Raw genomic sequence first — 15,303 nt, 5'->3', positions numbered from 1 at the left:
GGACGGCGCCGAGGGCTCCGGGGATGATTTTCCCGGAGCCTTCGCGTTTGGGGCCTGTTTTCGCCAGATTTTCGGATAGGTTGGGCGTCGGACCCCGCATCAGACGGGGCCACGGGTACGGATCCGACATGCGGAAGCTGCGCAACCATCTCATCGGCGTCCAGCAGGGCAGCCATGTCATGTTCTCGGATTTCGAGGATGGCGGCGAGATGTGGACGGGTCGCGGTCCGCGCGAGGCACGGGTCCGCATCGCGTATGACGAGCCCTTCAAGACCATTCCCGTCATCCTGACCGCGCTGGCGATGTTCGATATCGATGAGCGGACCAACCAGCGGGCCGACCTGACCCATGGCAACGTCACCGAGGAGGCGTTCGACATGATCTTCCGCACCTGGGGCGACACCCGCGTCGCCCGCATCCGCGCCGACTGGACCGCCATCGGCGAGGTCCGCGCCGATGACGAGTGGGACGTCTGACCGTCGAAGCGGTACGGCTGACGCCGCATTCCCTTTGGTGCGATGGGGGCCAGCCCCCAAACCCACGGCATGTTTTCCGAGCAAAGACGCGCATTGTAGCGATACGCCTTCGGCGTTGACCTGTGTCGCGGTCGCTCTCCTATGAAGGGACGGGAGGCGTGCCATGCGGGTGTTCATCAACGGGTTCGGGCGGATCGGGCGGTCGATCCTGCGCGCGCATCTGGGCGGGGCCGGCGCGGGGATCGAGATCGTCGGGATCAACGATATCGCCGCGCTGGAGGCCTGCGCCTATCTCTTCCGCTACGACAGCGTCTTCGGCCCGTGGCCGGGGACGATCGAGACCGCCGAGGACGCGCTGGTGGTGGACGGGCGCGCGATCCCGTTCCACCGGACGCCCGACCTTCGGACGCTGACGCTCTCGGGCGTGGATCTGGTGATGGAATGCACGGGCCATGCCGGCACCCGCGCCGAGGTCGAGCGGGGGCTTCTGGCCGGGGCGGGAAAGGTGCTGATGTCGGGGCCGTCCGACGTGGCGGACGCGACCGTGGTGCTGGGCGCGAATGACGAGGTGCTGGACCCGGCCCATCGCATCGTCTCGAACGCGTCCTGCACGACGAATGCCGTGGCGCCCCTGTTGGCGGTGCTGGATGCGGCGTTCGGCGTGGCGTCGGGCTCGATGACGACGATCCACTGCTACACCGGCAGCCAGCCGACCGTGGACATGGCGCGGGGCGGATCGGACCTCGGACGGAGCCGGGCGGCGGCGCTGTCCATGGTGCCGACGACGACCAGCGCGGGGCGGTTGGTCGACCAGGTGCTGCCGCATCTGGCGGGGCGCGTTCCGTGCCAGTCGGTGCGCGTGCCGGTGGCAAGCGTCTCGGCGGTCGACCTGACGTTCCTGCCCGCGACGGAGACGGATGTGGAAGCCGTGAACGCCGCGCTTGCGGCGGCGGGCGGGGTGATCGGGACCGAGACCGGGCCGCTGGTCAGCTCGGACCTGAGGGGCCGCGCCGAGAGCGTGATCATGGCGCTGCCCGAGACCCGTGCCGCGACGGGCGGGCTGATGCGGGTCTTCGGCTGGTACGACAACGAATGGGGCTTCGCGAACCGGATGCTCGATTTGGGGCTCAGGATGGGCGAGGTCGCCTGAGGACACCCGCGGGAGGCACGTCCTCGCCGTCGAAGGCCCGCGCCTCGGCGGCGTAGTTGAACACGAAGCGTTCCGTGCCCGTGTCGCGGAGGCGCAGGCCCTTGGGCAGGTCGTGCGTCACGAGCCCGGCGTCCTGCGCCAGGTCGCGCAGGATACGGCGCGCGGCCAGCGGGTCGGGCCAGGTCGCGAAATGGGCGCGGTTCCCGGCGCGGATCAGGGCGGGGGTCCCGTCGGCCGTGGCTTCGACGATTTCGGCCCCGGTCTCGAGATGCTCCAGCCAAAGCGTCGCGTGGCCGCCGGTCCTCAGCGGACGGGCGGCGTCGGGCGGAAACGTCTCCTCCATCACGCTGGTCGCATCGAGGCCGGGAAGGTCGGGGCCGAGGGCCTGCGGGATGCCCAGATCGCGGGTCTTCAGGTCGGTGCGCGGCCCGGTGAGGACAACTCCCGGCGCGGCGCCGATGGCCGCGCGAAGCGGGTCCGCCAGAGAGAGGAGCCCGGGCACGAGCACGAGCGCGTAGCCGTCGAGATTCGCGGTATCCGGAGGCAGGATGTCGATGCTGAGCCCCAGCGACCGGAGCGCGCGGTAGAGGTCGAAGGCGAGCGCGAAATGGTCGAAGCCCGCGCCCTGCGGCTGTACCTCCCACGCCCATTGCGAGGCGTAGTCGAAGATCAGCGCGACGGGGGCCTGCACGGGCGAGACGTCCGGCGCGTCGTGCAGTTCGGCGGCGACCTGCTCGGCCTCGGCCCAGCCATGACCGGGGCCGTCATCGGGTCGGCGAAGGCCCGCATGCTGCTGCTCCTGCGCATGTGGGAATTGCCGCCAGCGGAACCAGCTGACGCATTCGGCGCCATGGGCGAAGGCCTCCCACGTCCAGAGCCGGACCATGCCGGGCAGGGGCGCGGGGTTCCACGGCGCCCAGTTCACCGGGCCGGGCTGCTGCTCCATCACCCACCAGCGGGGCGAGACGCCGCGATAGAGGTCGTGGTGGAACGCTTGGAAGTCGGGATCGCCCTGCCGGAGATAGGCCGCGCGGTCGCCGCCGGGCACCCGGTCCAGGAGGAAGCCCAGAGGGTAGCTGTCCCATGTCGCGATCTCCATCTGGCGCCCGAGGGCGTGGTGGTCGAACTCGGTCACGCGGCCCATGTAATTATGCGAGATCGGCGCATCGGAATGGGCCCGGATGGCCTCGACCTGTGCCGCGTTCCAGCGGATCACCTGGTCGCTGGAGAAGCGCCGGAAGGCGAGGGCGTGGGACGGGTTCGGCTCGGTCACGGTGAGGTGGGGCAGGTCGATTTCGGTCCAGTCGGCGTAGTCCATCGACCAGAAGACGTTGCCCCAGGCCGCGTTCAGCGCCTCGGGTGTCTGGTAGCGGTGGCGCAGCCAGTCGCGGAACGCGTCGCGCGCGGCGTCGGAATAGCTGAGCACGGTGTCGTGGCAGCCGTACTCGTTGTCGGTCTGCCACGCCGCGACCCGGTCGCCGTAGCGCTTGGCCATGTGGCCGGCCATGCGCGCGGCCTCCTCGCGATAGCCTGCGTGGCTGAAGCAGTAATGGCGGCGGGAGCCGAAGCCGCGCGGGCGGCCTTCGGCATCGACGGCGAGCATGTCGGGATGGCGATCGAGCATCCAGCGCGGTGGCGTGGCCGAGGGTGTGCCCATCACGACCCGCAGGCCCGCCGCCGTCAGTATGTCCACGGCGCGGTCGAGCCAGCCCCAGTCGAAGCGCCCCGGCTGGGGTTCCAGCTTCGACCATGCGAACTCGCCGATCCTGACCCAGGTCAGGCCGAGATCGGCCATGCGCGCGGCGTCGCCAGCCCACATCGCCTCGGGCCAGTGTTCGGGATACCAGCAGGTCCCCAGCGTGCGCGTCACAGGACGACCTTGTGTTCGGCGAGACCCCGCACCGGCATCTCGGCGGCCCAGGTGCGCCCGCCGCCCGGCTGATGGTCGAGCGCGCCGTCGTTGAGGCCCTGTGTGGCGGAGGTCACGAACATCGTGGCGAGGTCCGGGCCGCCGAAGGCCGGGCAGGTGGTATGCGCGGCACCGCAGGCCAGCGCCTGCAGGAAGCGCCCGTCGGGGCCGTGGCAGGCGACGCGCCAGGCCCCCCATTGCGCGACCCACACATTGCCGTCCGCGTCGCAGACCGCCCCGTCGGGCGCGAGGCCGACGCCCGAGAAGTCCGCGAAGACCTCGCGCTTGCCCGAGGGCCAGCCCGCGCGGTCGATCCGCTGCTTCCAGATGATCTCCGCGCGCGTGTCGGCGTAATAGGCGAAATCCCCATGGGGCGAGAAGCAGATCGCATTGGGGATGGTGATATCGGTCACGATGCGGCGCACCTCGCCCCGGAAATAGCGGTAGATCGCACCGGCGCCCGGCTCCGCCCCGAGCCCCATCGTGCCGATCCAGAAGCCGCCGACCGGGTCCGCGCGCCCGTCGTTCGAGCGGGTGTCGGGCCGGTCGGCTTCGAGATCGCCGAGGCGCGCGATCCCGCCCGTAGGGATGTCAAAACGCCAGAACCCCGTGGCCCCCGCGACCATCAGCGTGTCACGGTCGATCCAGCCCGCGGCGCTGACCGGCTCGGGGAACGTCCAGGAGAGCTGGGTGTCGCCGTCGCGGCTGTGGAGCGTGCCGGCGAGGATGTCGAACCAGAAGAGCTGGCCGCGTCCGGGATGCCAGAGCGCGCCTTCGCCCAAGCCGCAGACGCGGTCGTCCCAGATCCGGGCCTGGGTCATACCACGTGTCCCGCGCCGGTGGCCGCGTCATAGGCCGCGACGATGCGGCGGGCGCGGGCGGCGATCTCGTCCGGGGCGAGGCCGGGCGTGTAGAGCGCCGTGCCGAGGCCGAAGCCGTCCGCCCCCGCCGCCAGCCACGCGGCGAAGTTCTCGGGGCCCGCACCGCCGACGGCATAGACGGGGTGCGTGCAGGGCAGGACCGCCTTCATCGCCTTGAGGCCGCCGGGTCCTGCCATGGAGCCGGGAAAGAGCTTCAGCCCCGTCGCGCCCGCTTTGATGGCGGCGAAGGCCTCGGTCGGGGTGAAGATACCGGGCCAGCTTTCGAGGCCCAGTTCGCGGGTGCGGGCGATCACTTCGGCATCGGCATTGGGCGACACGATCAGGCGGCCACCCGCCTCGGCCACGGCCTCGACCTCGGAGGCCGAAAGGACAGTGCCCGCCCCGATGATCGCGCGTTCGCCCGCGGCCCCGGCCATCGCGGCGATGGAGCGCAGCGGCTCGGGCGAGTTCAGCGGCACCTCGATCACGGTGATCCCGGCGGCGATCAGCGCCTCGCAGGCGGGCACGGCATCGTCGGGCGACAGGCCGCGCAGGATGGCGATCAGCGGTCGGATCATGGCAGGCTCCTGGCGGCGGCGAGACCGGCCCACGTCATGGCGTCGGCGGCGAGGATGGTCGGGTCGAGGCCCTGCGCGCGCAAGGCGGCGGCATAGGCGCGGGTCGTCGTGTCCGAGCCGGTAACGACGACGTCGCGGCCCATCCACCACGGCTTGGTGGCGGCCAGTTCGGCCCCGATCAAGAGCCCCGACAGGATCGAGCGGGCGGTGGTGGAATCCTGCCCGTGGAGAAGGTCGGTGGCGCGCAGCTCGAAGAGGCGGGCGGTCAGGGTCTCGGGCCGCGAGAGCGCGTCGGACACGGCCTCGAGAAACGCCGCCTCTGACCAGCCATCGCCACCCAGCGAATGGCGCAGGATCGTGTCGCGGCCGAGGGTGGCGAAGACCTCGCCGGTCATGATCGTGCGGAAGCTGACGACCTCGCCCGCGCTCAGATGCGCCCACTTTGTATGGGTGCCCGGCAGGCAGGCGATGCCGTCGAACTCGGGGAGGTGCGCGAGGATGCCCGCGATCTGCGTCTCCTCGCCGCGCATCACGTCCTGATGCGGCTTCTGCTGCGACAGGCCGGGCACGATGCGGACGCGGAGGCGCGGATCGGCGGTCGGCACCTCGACCAGCCCGGCACCAAGCGGCGCGCAGGGAACGGCGGCGTAGGGCGCCTCGTGCCAGCCCTGCCGCGAGCCGACCATGCCGCAGGCGATCACCAGCGGCGCATCGTCGATCCAGTCGCCCACGAGATCGAGGAGCGCGGGTTCGAACGCGTCCCCCGCGAGCCCGGCCATGCCCGCCTCGTTCTGCCGCGTCTCCTGCGGGTCGGTGCCGTCCATCCGCGTGGCGCGCAGGGCCGTGGTGCCCCAGTCGAGGGCGATCCAGCCCGTCATCCGGTGACGACCACGCCGCCATCGACCGCCATGAGCTGTCCGGTCATCATCCGCGAGGCGGTGCTGGAGAGGAACAGCGTCGGGGCCACGATGTCGTCGGGCGCGAGATGGGTCTTGAGGCACTGGCGGTCGAGATGGGCGGCGAGCCCGTCCGGCGTCGCCCATTTGTCGAGTTGCTTCCGGGTCAGCACCCAGCCGGGGGCGAGAGCGTTGATGCGGATGCCGTCGGGCCCGAACTCGCGCGCCATCGACCGGGTCATGCCGGTGATCGCGGCATTCGACGCGGTGTAGAGCGCGTAGCCCGCATTCCCCATCATGTATGAGATCGAGGAGAAGTTGACGATGTGGCCGTATCCGCCCGCCCGCATCCCCGCGACCGCGTGCTGGCAGGCGAAGAAATACGACTTGAAGTTGATGTCGGTGGACCAGCGGTAGAAGTCCTCGTCGACATCGAGGCTGTCATGGCGCTGATCGTTGGCGGCATTGTTGACGAGACGGGTGACGGGGCCGTGGGCCTCCGCGGCCCGATCCATCGCGGCGCGCAGACCGGCGATGTCGGTGATGTCGCCCTGGATGAAGAGCGGCGTGTTGCCCGTCGCCTCGGACATCTCCGACACGAAGGCCGAGGCATCCGAACGGCCGATGAAGGCGACGCGCGCGCCTTGGCGCAGGAAGCCTTCGGTCAGGCCCGCGCCGATGCCGGAGCCGCCGCCGGTGATGAAGACGGAGGCGCCGTCGAGGTCGGGATAGGTGGGCATGTCGGTCATCGGGAGCCTCGGATGGGTCGTGGGCGCGCCACGGGGAATCTCGGTCGGGTGGGTGTCATGGGCGCGGACCGGGCCGCCGGCGTGCTGCGTTGCGCGTCCGGAGGGGGCGCTGCCCCCGCGCCTGCGGCGCCCGCCCGAGGTATTTCCGGCCAGAGGAAAGGGGCGGTCGCGTTAACCTTAATGCGAGCTGAAGGTCGGGTCACAGGCGCGTCCCTTCCAGAACCCACATCGTCTCGGGGAAATGCCAAGGCAGGGTAATGCCGTGATGCATGAGCCAAGTGCCCGAAACATCGATCGGGCCGTCCTTGAGGATCGGGTTGCCGCGCGACAGGGCGGGTGCAGAGGCGCGGTTGATGAGCTCGATCTGGTAGGTGGCATCGGGTTCGAGCGCGGTCAGGCGCAGCGGGCGCGGCGCGATCTGGGTCGAGGTCGCCGCCTTCCCCGCGAAGACGACGAAGCGGTCGCCGGTCCGGTGCTGCTGCTGTTCGGCGAGGATCGCGGGGTCGGGCGCGTCGAGACGGTGGATGTCGGCCAGCGTCATCCAGTCGCGGTTCGCCTTCCACCAGGCGGTCACCTCGGTCAGGACACGCGCCTCGTGCTCGTCGAGTTCGCGGGGGTCCATCTCGAACCCCATATGCCGCTGGGCCGCGACCCAGGCGCGGAACGAGATGTCGAGGATACGCCCCGACGTGTGGCACCGGCGCGGCCCGACATGGGAGCCGGTGACGGCGAGCGGCAGGAAGAGCGCCGCGTCATGCTGGATGCGAAGCCGTTCGAGCGCGTCGTTCGAATCCGAGAGCCAGACGCGCTGGGTCCGCTTGAGGATGCCGAAATCGATGCGCCCGCCGCCGGAGGCGCAGCTCTCGATCTCGACCTGCGGAAAGGCCGCGCGGAGCCGGTCGATCAGCGCGTAGGAGCCGCGGGTCTGGTCGGCGTCGGGCATGGGCAGGACGCGGTTGTGGTCCCATTTGACGTAGTCGATGTCGTGCGCCGACAGGATCGCGGCCATCCGGTCGTAGATGAAGTCCCGCACCTCCGGCAGCGCCATGTTCAGCGCCTTCTGCTGGCGGCCCAGCGTCTGGTCGTCGCCGCCAAGCGCCCAATCGGGATGGGCGCGGTGGATGTCGCTGTCGGGATTGATCATCTCGGGTTCGAACCAGATGCCGAATGTCATACCCAACCCGTGGACATGCGAAATCAGCGGGCCCAGCCCGTCGGGATACTTGCGCGCGTCCACCGTCCAGTCCGAGAGCGAGCGGGTGTCGTCGTCGCGCTGGCCGAACCAGCCGTCGTCGAGCACGAAGCGCTCGGCCCCGAGGGCGGCGGCGCGGCTGGCGATATCGGTCAGGACCGGGAGCTTGTGGTCGAAATAGACGGCCTCCCAGCAATTGTAATGCACCGGCCGGGAGCGGGCGTCGTCGGGCCAGGTGACGATGCGGTCGCGGGCGTGGCGCTGGAAGGCGACGGCGCAGCCGTTTAGGCCGTAGGGCGAATAGGTGACGTAGAGCGTCGCGCTCTCGAACCGGGTGGCGGGCTTCGTTTCCATCCGGGCGGCATGGCCGAACTGGATCTGGCGGCGTCCGTCGGGCAGCTCTTCGGCGATCATGCGATGTCCGCCGGACCAGCCGTAGTGGAAGCCCCAGGCCTCGCCCTGCGTGTTCGTGGCGCCGGTGGCCGGGACGATCAGGCCGGGGAAATGTTCGTGCCCGGTGCGGCCGGTCCGGTTCTCGCGGTAGCGGATGCCGGCGGACCAGGGCGTGCGGTTGAGCTGGAACTCGCCCGTCCAGCGCCCGGCGACGTCGATCATCTCGGAGGAGTGCTGCGGCGCGGGCAGCACGGGCGCGGCGAGCCAGTGGAGATGGACGGGCCGCTCGGAGGTGAGGATGGTCTTGAGCTGGACGATCCGGGTCGAGGGGTCGGGCGTCAGGCGGAAGGTGAGGGCGAGGCCGTTCTCCGGATCCGTGTAGGTGAGGGCGAGCCCGTCGCTGCCGTCCTCGGAGGCGTAGTGGAACTTGGGCAGAAGCGGCGTGCCGTCCTCGCCGCGCAGGATGAGGCCGGGCTGGCCGGGAAAGGAGCGCACCGCCTCGGGGCAGAGCGACAGGTCGGGATTGGCGTCGAGCATCCCGCCGGTCACGTCGATCGCGTGGGCCGCGGCGAGCGTCGCGAGATCGGCTTCGGGCGGCAGGGGCGCCCCCCAATAGACCACCTGCGGCAGGCGGTCATGCTCGGCGGCGAGCACCATGGTCTGGCGCGTGCCGGTGCCGGGCGCGGTGTCGTCGAGGCGCCAGGTGCGCGTCGTCACGGTTGCGGTGTCCTTCATCGCGCCGAGGTCACTTGACCGCGCCGAGGGTCAGCCCCGCGATGAAGTGACGCTGCATCAGGAAGAACATCAGCACCGGGGGCAGCGCGGCAACGATGCTGCCCGCGCTCATCAGGTGATAGGCCGCACGGTACTGGGCGTTGAAGGACGTAATGCCCGCGGTGACCGGCTGGCTGTCGGCACCCTGGGTCAGGACGATGGCCCAGAAGTAATCGTTCCAGATGAAGGTGAAGATCAACACGGCGAGCGCGGCCATGGCGGGCTTCATCAACGGGATGACGACGTACCAGAAGATGCGCCATTCGGCGACGCCTTCGACCCGCGCCGCCTCGATCAGCGGGAAGGGCAGCGCGCGGATGAAGTTGCGCATGAAGAGCGTGCAGAAGCCGGTCTGGAAGGCGATGTGGAAGAGAACGAGGCCCGTCTTGGTGTCGTAGAGGTTCATGTCGATCGTCAGGTCGCGGACGGGGACCATCAGGATCTGGAAGGGCACGAAGTTGCCCGCGATGAACATGAAGAAGATCAGAAGGTTGCCCTTGAAGCGGTAGATGCCAAGCGCGAAGCCCGTCATGCAGGACAGGATCAGGACGCCGACGACCGTGGGGACGGTGATCAGCACCGAGTTCAGCAGATAGCGGGGCATGTCGCTCTCGAAGAAGACGCGGCCGTAGTTGGCGAAGCCTTCGAAGGACGAGGGCCAGCCCCAGTAGTTGCCGGTCGTGAAATCGGTGTCCGGCTTGATCGAGAACAGCATCACCGCGATCAGCGGCAGGAGCCACACGACGAGGGCCACGGGCAGGAGCGACTGGTAGGTGAGCTGCCACGCGCGGGAGGTCTTGGCGATGGGGGTGGGGAACATCAGTCGGACTCCCGTAGGGGCAGGGCGGCCTGGGCCTTCTTCGTCAGCCCCGCGCGGATGGTGTCGTAGCTGACGGCGACGCGGTGGGCGGCCTCGTCCGGGTCGAGTCCGGGCAGGTCCAGCCGGACCCAGGCACCGCGGAAATAGGCGGGCTTCCCGGCGGCCCCGGTCTCGATCAGCATCCGCGCCATGTCGGCATCGGCGCAGCGGACCACGACGTGGTCGTCGTTGGTGGCGCGGGTGTCGACATGGCCGAAGCAGGCGAACATCTTGCCGCCGACCTTCCAGGCGTCGAGCTCTCCGGGGCCGGAGAGGACCGCGCCGGGATGCGGGGCGCAAAGGGCGTCGAACTCGGCGCGGGTCATTCAGACGCTTTTTGCACTACGCTAATGAGCGTGGTGCAGCTTTGCATGTCCGAGGCGATCATCGCGCCGGTCTCGTCGGTCTGCGGCAAGCCCAGATAGGCTTCGGCGTACTCTTCAGACTCTGCCGCCACGTCTCCGAAGGGTGGATCGCCATCGGAAAGACGCACCGCTTCGCGCAGGAGGATCATCTGAGCGTTCAGCGCCTCCATGGAACTTGCCTGCTTAGCAATAATGCCGAGCAGCCCGGCGCACCTCAGCGCAACCGGGCGCGGTCCTTCGGACCAACCGGACGGCTCAATGCCTTCGTCGATCACGACTTGTGGAAATGCGGCGCTCGTCACGACTAGGAACGCGGACAATGTGGCGAGAAGAGGCTTCATCTTGGGGACCTTTCGTCGCGCCACATCGACCACAGGAAATAGGCGATGAAGCAGAGCATGATGAGGAAGAGGACGACCGCGATGGCCGCGCCGTAGCCCATGCGGAAGCCGAACTCGGCCAACGCCTTCTCGAACATGTAGAAGGACAGCACCCGCGTCGAACCGAACGGCCCGCCGTTGGTCATGATCGAGATCAGGTCGAAGGATCTGAGCGCGCCGATGATCGTGACGACGAAGGCGATGAAGGTCGCGGGCTTGAGTTGCGGGATGATGACGTACCAGAGCATCTTCCAGCCCTTCGCGCCGTCGAGCCGCGCGGCCTCGACCTGCTCGGGGTCCACGGCGTTCAGGCCCGTCAGGTAGAGGATCATGCAATAGGCCGTCTGCGGCCAGAGACCGGCCGCGATGATACCGTAGGTGGCGAGGTCGGGGTCGCCCAGGATGTTGATCGGCCCCAGCCCGAAGAGCGCCAGCGCCGCGTTCAGCAGGCCCTCCTTCGGGAGGTAGAACCACGAGAAGACGAGGCCCACGACGACCTGGCTGATGACGAAGGGAAAGAAGAAGAGCGACTTGTAGAGCCGGATGCCGGTCACGGTCTGGTTGAGGAAGAGAGCGATCCCGAGGCCCATGGGGATGGCCAGCAGATAGAGCAGGAGCCAGCGGAAGTTGTTCCAGAGCGAGATGTCGAAGGCCCGGTCGGTCGCGAGTTCGCGGTAGTTGCCGAGACCGATGAAGGTGCCCGTTTCGGACAATTCGCCCAAGCCGTCCCAGCGGTAGAGGCTGACCTGGAAGGACTGGAAGATCGGCAGGATGACGTAGACGGCGAAGAACAGCAGGCCCGGCAAGAGGAAGAGCCACGGGGTCACCGCGATCTGGTTGCGCGCGTACCAGCCGCGGCGGGGCGGGGCGTCGGTCGGCGGAACGGCGGGGGCGGTGGTGGACATGATCGCTCCTCAGCAGGCGTCGCGCAGCGCGGCGAGCGCCGCACCCGAGCCGGTCAGGTGGAAGGGTCGCGTCTCGGTCGGCATGTCGAGCCGCGCGGTGCTGCCCGCGGCCAGCGCGTCGAGCGCCTCGGTGGGCACCGCGACGGCGGCGAGGCCGCGCGTGTCGGTCCGGTCGAAGGTGCGCCCGACGCCTTCCAGACGCCAGACGGTGCCGTCCACGGTCAGATCGACCGTGCCGCGCTGGTCCTCGGCGATGGGATAGGGGCTCTCGACGTTCATCACGACCGACCCGGCGTCGCAGCGGAGCCGGAAGAACCCCTCGCCGGGGCTCTCGCAGGGCCCGAGCCCGGCATCGCCGGGGCTGCCCGTCCAGATGCTGCCGTCGGTACAGGCACCGGTCACGGTCTGCGCGGCGGCGGGGCTGGCGAGAAGGGCGAGTACGATCGCGATGCGGATCATGGTCGGTCTCCCGTTCCGGCACATTCGGATGGCGGGGCCATGCGGATGGGTCGGGATGGCGGACCCCGGCCGCGGATGGCCGGGGTCATCTGGGCGGGGGCGGAGGATGCCTCCGCCCCGCACCGGATCAGTTGGCGTAGATGCGCTCGCGGGCCTGCTCGAGGCGCTGGAGGATGTCCTCGAGATTGTCGGGGAAGACCATGAATTCCTGCAGGCCCTCCATCCCAAGCGCGGCCATCTCGGCCGGGAAGTCCCGGTCGAAGAACTGCGCGATGCCGCCGGTGGCGTTCTCGGACAGCATCTCGAAGCCCTGGTTCAGGAACTCGTCATCGTCGACGCTGGACCCGGCATTGACCGGAAGCTGGCCCAGCTTGGCGCCCGAGTTGATGTCCGTCTGCACGTCGGCCGAGACCACGAACTTCAGGAATTCGCGCGCGGCTTCCTTGTTCTGGGCGCCCGAAGCGATGTGGAACGTGTCCGTCGGAGCGTCCTCGCCCATCTCGACATCGGGGTTGATCGCCGGGAACTGGTAGAAGTCGATCTGGTCGTCCGTCAGACCCGCCTCGCGCATCGGTGCGACGGCGAAGTTGCCCATCAGGTAGGCCGTGGCCTCGCCGTTGACCATCAGGGGCAGCGCCTCCTGCCAGGAGTAGTTCTGGTGGTCGTCGATATAGGCGCCCATGTCGATCAGCTGCCGCCAGTTGGCGAAGGTCTGGCGCACGCGATCGTCGGTCCACGGGATTTCGCCCTGGGCCAGCTGCATGTGGAAGTCGAACCCGTTGGTCCGCATGTTGAGGTAGTCGAACCAGCCGCCGGCGGTCCACAGGAACTTGGTGCCGATCGTATAGCACTTGCGGCCCGAATCGAGGATCGCCTGGCAATTGGCGAGCTCTTCTTCCCAGGTCGTGGGCTCGGTCAGGCCAAGCTCGTTGAAGATGTCTTCGCGGTAATACACGCCCCACTGGTAGTAGGTGTAGGGGACGCCGTATTGCTTGCCGTCGATGGTCAGCGCGCCCTTGACGCTGTCGAGGCCCTCGATCTCGCCCCAGACGTCGGAGACGTCCTCGAAGAGGCCCGCGTTCACGTAGGGCATCATGCGGTTGGCGGCGTACCAGTTCACGACGTCGGGCGGGTTCGCCGACAGCACGTTGCGGATCTGGGACTTCCAGGCCTCGCGGTCGATGACCTCCAGCTCGATGTTGAGATCGGGATGCATCTCGCCGAACTCGGCGACGAGGCCTTCCATCACCGCGCGGGGCGCCGGGTTGGACATGTCGGAGATGATCCGCAGGTCGCCCGACAGCGCGTGGGCGTCGGCGAAGGCGGTCCCGGTGAGCATGGTGGTGGCGGCCAGGGCCGTCAGAATGGATCGCATGATATCCTCCCAGATTGTGCGGTCGCATTGTCCTTGAAGCTCCCGCGGTTCCAAATAGTGAAACGCGGTTTCTTATGTTGAAAACTGTCGGATGTTCCGGCTAGCCTGTCAAGCATCCACCGGGGGAGGCCGCGTGAACATTCGACATGAGAGCGGCGACGGGACTGTGGGCAAGGCGCTGGGCGTGCTCGACCATGTCGCGTCGGTCGGGCGGCCGGTGCGGTTCTCGGAGCTGCTCGAGACGTCGCCCCATCCGAAGGCCACGCTCTACCGCCTGCTCCAGACGCTGGTGAGCCAAGGGATGCTGTCGCTCGATCCCGAGACGGGGACCTACACGCCGGGCCTGCGGCTGGTGCGGCTGGCCCATGCGGCGTGGTCGCAATCGAACCTCGCCCCGATCGCCCGTCCGCATCTCGAGGCGCTGGCCGCCGAGATCGGGCAGACGGTGCACTTGGCGCAGCTCGACAGCGGGCAGGTGCTCTATCTCGACAAGCGTGGCCCGGCCCGCGCCGTGCCGATGTATTCCGAGGCGGGCAAGGTTGGACCGGCCTATTGCACGGGGGTCGGCAAGGCGATGCTGGCGCATCTGCCCGAGCCGGAGCTGGCCGCTGCGCTGGACCGCCAGTCCTGGCACCGCTTCACGCCCTCGACCATCACCGACGCCGACGCGATGCGCGCCGAGCTGGCCGCCATCCGGGCCGCCGGCCATGCCTTCGACCGCGAGGAGCACGAGCCGGGCATCGCCTGCATCGCGATGCCGGTCCTGTCGCCGGGCGGGCGGGTGCAGGGCGCGGTGTCGGTGACCGGCCAGGGGTTGGACAAGACGCGCCTCTTGGCGCATCGCCCGGCGCTCGCCGCGGCGGTCGAACGGATTTCAGGGGCCCTGCGCGACTGGCGCTTCCCCGATCAGAGGGAGGGCTGACCCATGGCAGGCGTGCAACTGACGGACGTGATCAAGCGCTACGGCGAGACGCAGGTGATCCATGGCGTGGATCTCGGGATCGAGGAGGGCGAGTTCTGCGTCTTCGTCGGGCCGTCGGGCTGCGGCAAGTCCACGCTCCTGCGGATGATCGCCGGGCTGGAGGAGACGACGGCCGGCAAGATCGAGATCGGCGCGCGCGACGTCACCCGCGAGGATCCCGCGCAGCGCGGCGTCGCGATGGTGTTCCAGACCTACGCGCTCTACCCGCATATGACGGTGGGCGAGAACATGGGGTTCGGCCTGAAGATGAACGGCCACCCGAAATCCGAGATCGACGCCAAGGTCGGCGAGGCGAGCCGGGTTCTGAAGCTCGACCCCTATCTCAAGCGCAAGCCCGCTGCCCTGTCCGGTGGTCAGCGGCAGCGCGTCGCCATCGGGCGGGCCATCGTGCGCGGGCCGGAGGTCTTCCTCTTCGACGAGCCGCTGTCGAACCTCGATGCCGAGCTCAGGGTCGAGATGCGGGTCGAGATCGCGCGGCTCCACAAGGAGATCGGGGCGACGATGATCTACGTCACCCATGACCAGGTCGAGGCGATGACCATGGCCGACAAGATCGTCGTGCTGCGCGACGGCCGGATCGAGCAGGTGGGTGCGCCGCTGGAGCTGTATCGCGATCCCGACAACCGCTTCGTGGCCGGGTTCATCGGCTCGCCTTCGATGAACTTCGTGACGGGCACGGTGCGGGGCGGCGCGGTCGAGATGCCGAGCGTCGGGCTGACGCTGACCCCGCCGGTCGCGCTGCCGCCGGACGGGACGGAGGTGGTCGTGGGCCTGCGGCCGGAGCATCTGGAGATCGGACCCGGCGACGTGCTGGGCGTGGAGCTGACCGAGGCGCTGGGCGGCGTCAGCTACGCGTATCTGACGGCCAGCGACGGCGAACGGCTGATCGTCGAGGAGCGCGGCGACGTGCGGTCGTCGGAGGGCGACCGGGTCGGGCTTTCGATCGATCCGGCGCGGCTGATGCTGTTCGATGCGGGCAGCGGCGCGCGGTTGCGCTGACC

General features: G+C 69.0%; 16 protein-coding genes. 4 read left to right on the top strand and 12 right to left on the bottom strand.

The features are described 5' to 3' along the window. Nucleotides 1-128: 128 nt before the first annotated feature. Nucleotides 129-476 carry an H-type lectin domain-containing protein gene (locus ACK8OR_RS09695; RefSeq protein ID WP_410189196.1) on the top strand — a complete coding sequence of 116 codons (348 nt, stop codon included), beginning with the start codon at nucleotides 129-131 and terminating at the stop codon, nucleotides 474-476. A 163-nt stretch (nucleotides 477-639) separates the two neighbouring features. Next, nucleotides 640-1,626: a type I glyceraldehyde-3-phosphate dehydrogenase gene (locus ACK8OR_RS09690; protein ID WP_410189195.1), complete on the top strand. Its 987-nt coding sequence runs from the start codon at nucleotides 640-642 to the stop codon at nucleotides 1,624-1,626. On the opposite strand, the gene ACK8OR_RS09685 is transcribed toward ACK8OR_RS09690, so the two are convergent. The 12 genes from ACK8OR_RS09685 to ACK8OR_RS09630 all read right to left on the bottom strand — a co-directional run bounded on the left by ACK8OR_RS09685 (nucleotide 1,604) and on the right by ACK8OR_RS09630 (nucleotide 13,320). Further along, nucleotides 1,604-3,496, bottom strand: a complete 1,893-nt coding sequence (locus tag ACK8OR_RS09685; RefSeq protein ID WP_410189194.1) for a beta-galactosidase — start codon at nucleotides 3,494-3,496, stop codon at nucleotides 1,604-1,606. The two genes, ACK8OR_RS09690 and ACK8OR_RS09685, sit on opposite strands and share 23 nt — an antisense overlap. Then, entirely contained in the window at nucleotides 3,493-4,356 is an 864-nt protein-coding gene (locus ACK8OR_RS09680; RefSeq protein ID WP_410189193.1) for an SMP-30/gluconolactonase/LRE family protein, read from the bottom strand. The genes ACK8OR_RS09685 and ACK8OR_RS09680 overlap by 4 nt, the downstream gene beginning before the upstream one ends. Beyond that, nucleotides 4,353-4,973: a 2-dehydro-3-deoxy-6-phosphogalactonate aldolase gene (locus ACK8OR_RS09675; RefSeq protein ID WP_410189192.1), complete on the bottom strand. Its 621-nt coding sequence runs from the start codon at nucleotides 4,971-4,973 to the stop codon at nucleotides 4,353-4,355. The genes ACK8OR_RS09680 and ACK8OR_RS09675 overlap by 4 nt, the downstream gene beginning before the upstream one ends. Beyond that, nucleotides 4,970-5,851 (bottom strand): 2-dehydro-3-deoxygalactonokinase, encoded by an 882-nt coding sequence (locus ACK8OR_RS09670; protein WP_410189191.1) that lies wholly within the window; start codon nucleotides 5,849-5,851, stop codon nucleotides 4,970-4,972. The genes ACK8OR_RS09675 and ACK8OR_RS09670 overlap by 4 nt, the downstream gene beginning before the upstream one ends. Continuing rightward, a complete protein-coding gene (locus ACK8OR_RS09665) occupies nucleotides 5,848-6,618 on the bottom strand; it encodes an SDR family NAD(P)-dependent oxidoreductase (protein WP_410189190.1) in 771 nt (256 codons plus the stop codon). The genes ACK8OR_RS09670 and ACK8OR_RS09665 overlap by 4 nt, the downstream gene beginning before the upstream one ends. A 199-nt stretch (nucleotides 6,619-6,817) precedes the next feature. Beyond that, nucleotides 6,818-8,938 (bottom strand): alpha-galactosidase, encoded by a 2,121-nt coding sequence (locus ACK8OR_RS09660; protein ID WP_410189189.1) that lies wholly within the window; start codon nucleotides 8,936-8,938, stop codon nucleotides 6,818-6,820. Between the two features lie 10 nt (nucleotides 8,939-8,948). Then, nucleotides 8,949-9,797 carry a carbohydrate ABC transporter permease gene (locus ACK8OR_RS09655; protein ID WP_410189188.1) on the bottom strand — a complete coding sequence of 283 codons (849 nt, stop codon included), beginning with the start codon at nucleotides 9,795-9,797 and terminating at the stop codon, nucleotides 8,949-8,951. Continuing rightward, nucleotides 9,797-10,162 carry an MmcQ/YjbR family DNA-binding protein gene (locus ACK8OR_RS09650; RefSeq protein WP_410189187.1) on the bottom strand — a complete coding sequence of 122 codons (366 nt, stop codon included), beginning with the start codon at nucleotides 10,160-10,162 and terminating at the stop codon, nucleotides 9,797-9,799. The genes ACK8OR_RS09655 and ACK8OR_RS09650 overlap by 1 nt, the downstream gene beginning before the upstream one ends. Beyond that, complete coding sequence (locus ACK8OR_RS09645) at nucleotides 10,159-10,542, bottom strand: hypothetical protein (protein ID WP_410189186.1); 384 nt, start codon at nucleotides 10,540-10,542, stop codon at nucleotides 10,159-10,161. Before ACK8OR_RS09645 ends, ACK8OR_RS09650 begins: the two co-directional genes overlap by 4 nt. Further along, on the bottom strand, nucleotides 10,539-11,486 hold the full coding sequence (locus ACK8OR_RS09640) for a carbohydrate ABC transporter permease (protein WP_410189185.1): 948 nt from the start codon (nucleotides 11,484-11,486) through the stop codon (nucleotides 10,539-10,541). The genes ACK8OR_RS09645 and ACK8OR_RS09640 overlap by 4 nt, the downstream gene beginning before the upstream one ends. Nucleotides 11,487-11,495: 9 nt before the next feature. Further along, nucleotides 11,496-11,945 (bottom strand): hypothetical protein, encoded by a 450-nt coding sequence (locus tag ACK8OR_RS09635; protein ID WP_410189184.1) that lies wholly within the window; start codon nucleotides 11,943-11,945, stop codon nucleotides 11,496-11,498. A 127-nt stretch (nucleotides 11,946-12,072) separates the two neighbouring features. Next, nucleotides 12,073-13,320, bottom strand: coding sequence for an ABC transporter substrate-binding protein (locus tag ACK8OR_RS09630; protein ID WP_410189183.1), 1,248 nt, complete (start codon nucleotides 13,318-13,320; stop codon nucleotides 12,073-12,075). A 91-nt stretch (nucleotides 13,321-13,411) separates the two neighbouring features. Between ACK8OR_RS09630 and ACK8OR_RS09625 the strand changes: the two genes are divergently transcribed. Beyond that, complete coding sequence (locus ACK8OR_RS09625; protein WP_410189182.1) at nucleotides 13,412-14,242, top strand: IclR family transcriptional regulator; 831 nt, start codon at nucleotides 13,412-13,414, stop codon at nucleotides 14,240-14,242. Nucleotides 14,243-14,245: 3 nt separating this feature from the next. Continuing rightward, nucleotides 14,246-15,301 (top strand): ABC transporter ATP-binding protein, encoded by a 1,056-nt coding sequence (locus ACK8OR_RS09620; protein WP_410189181.1) that lies wholly within the window; start codon nucleotides 14,246-14,248, stop codon nucleotides 15,299-15,301. Nucleotides 15,302-15,303: the final 2 nt, after the last annotated feature.

It is taken from the genome of Jannaschia halovivens, from assembly GCF_046452375.1.
Classification (GTDB): domain Bacteria; phylum Pseudomonadota; class Alphaproteobacteria; order Rhodobacterales; family Rhodobacteraceae; genus Jannaschia; species Jannaschia halovivens.
Note: the sequence above shows the minus strand (reverse complement) of the source record. Positions and strands in the feature narration are given on the sequence as shown.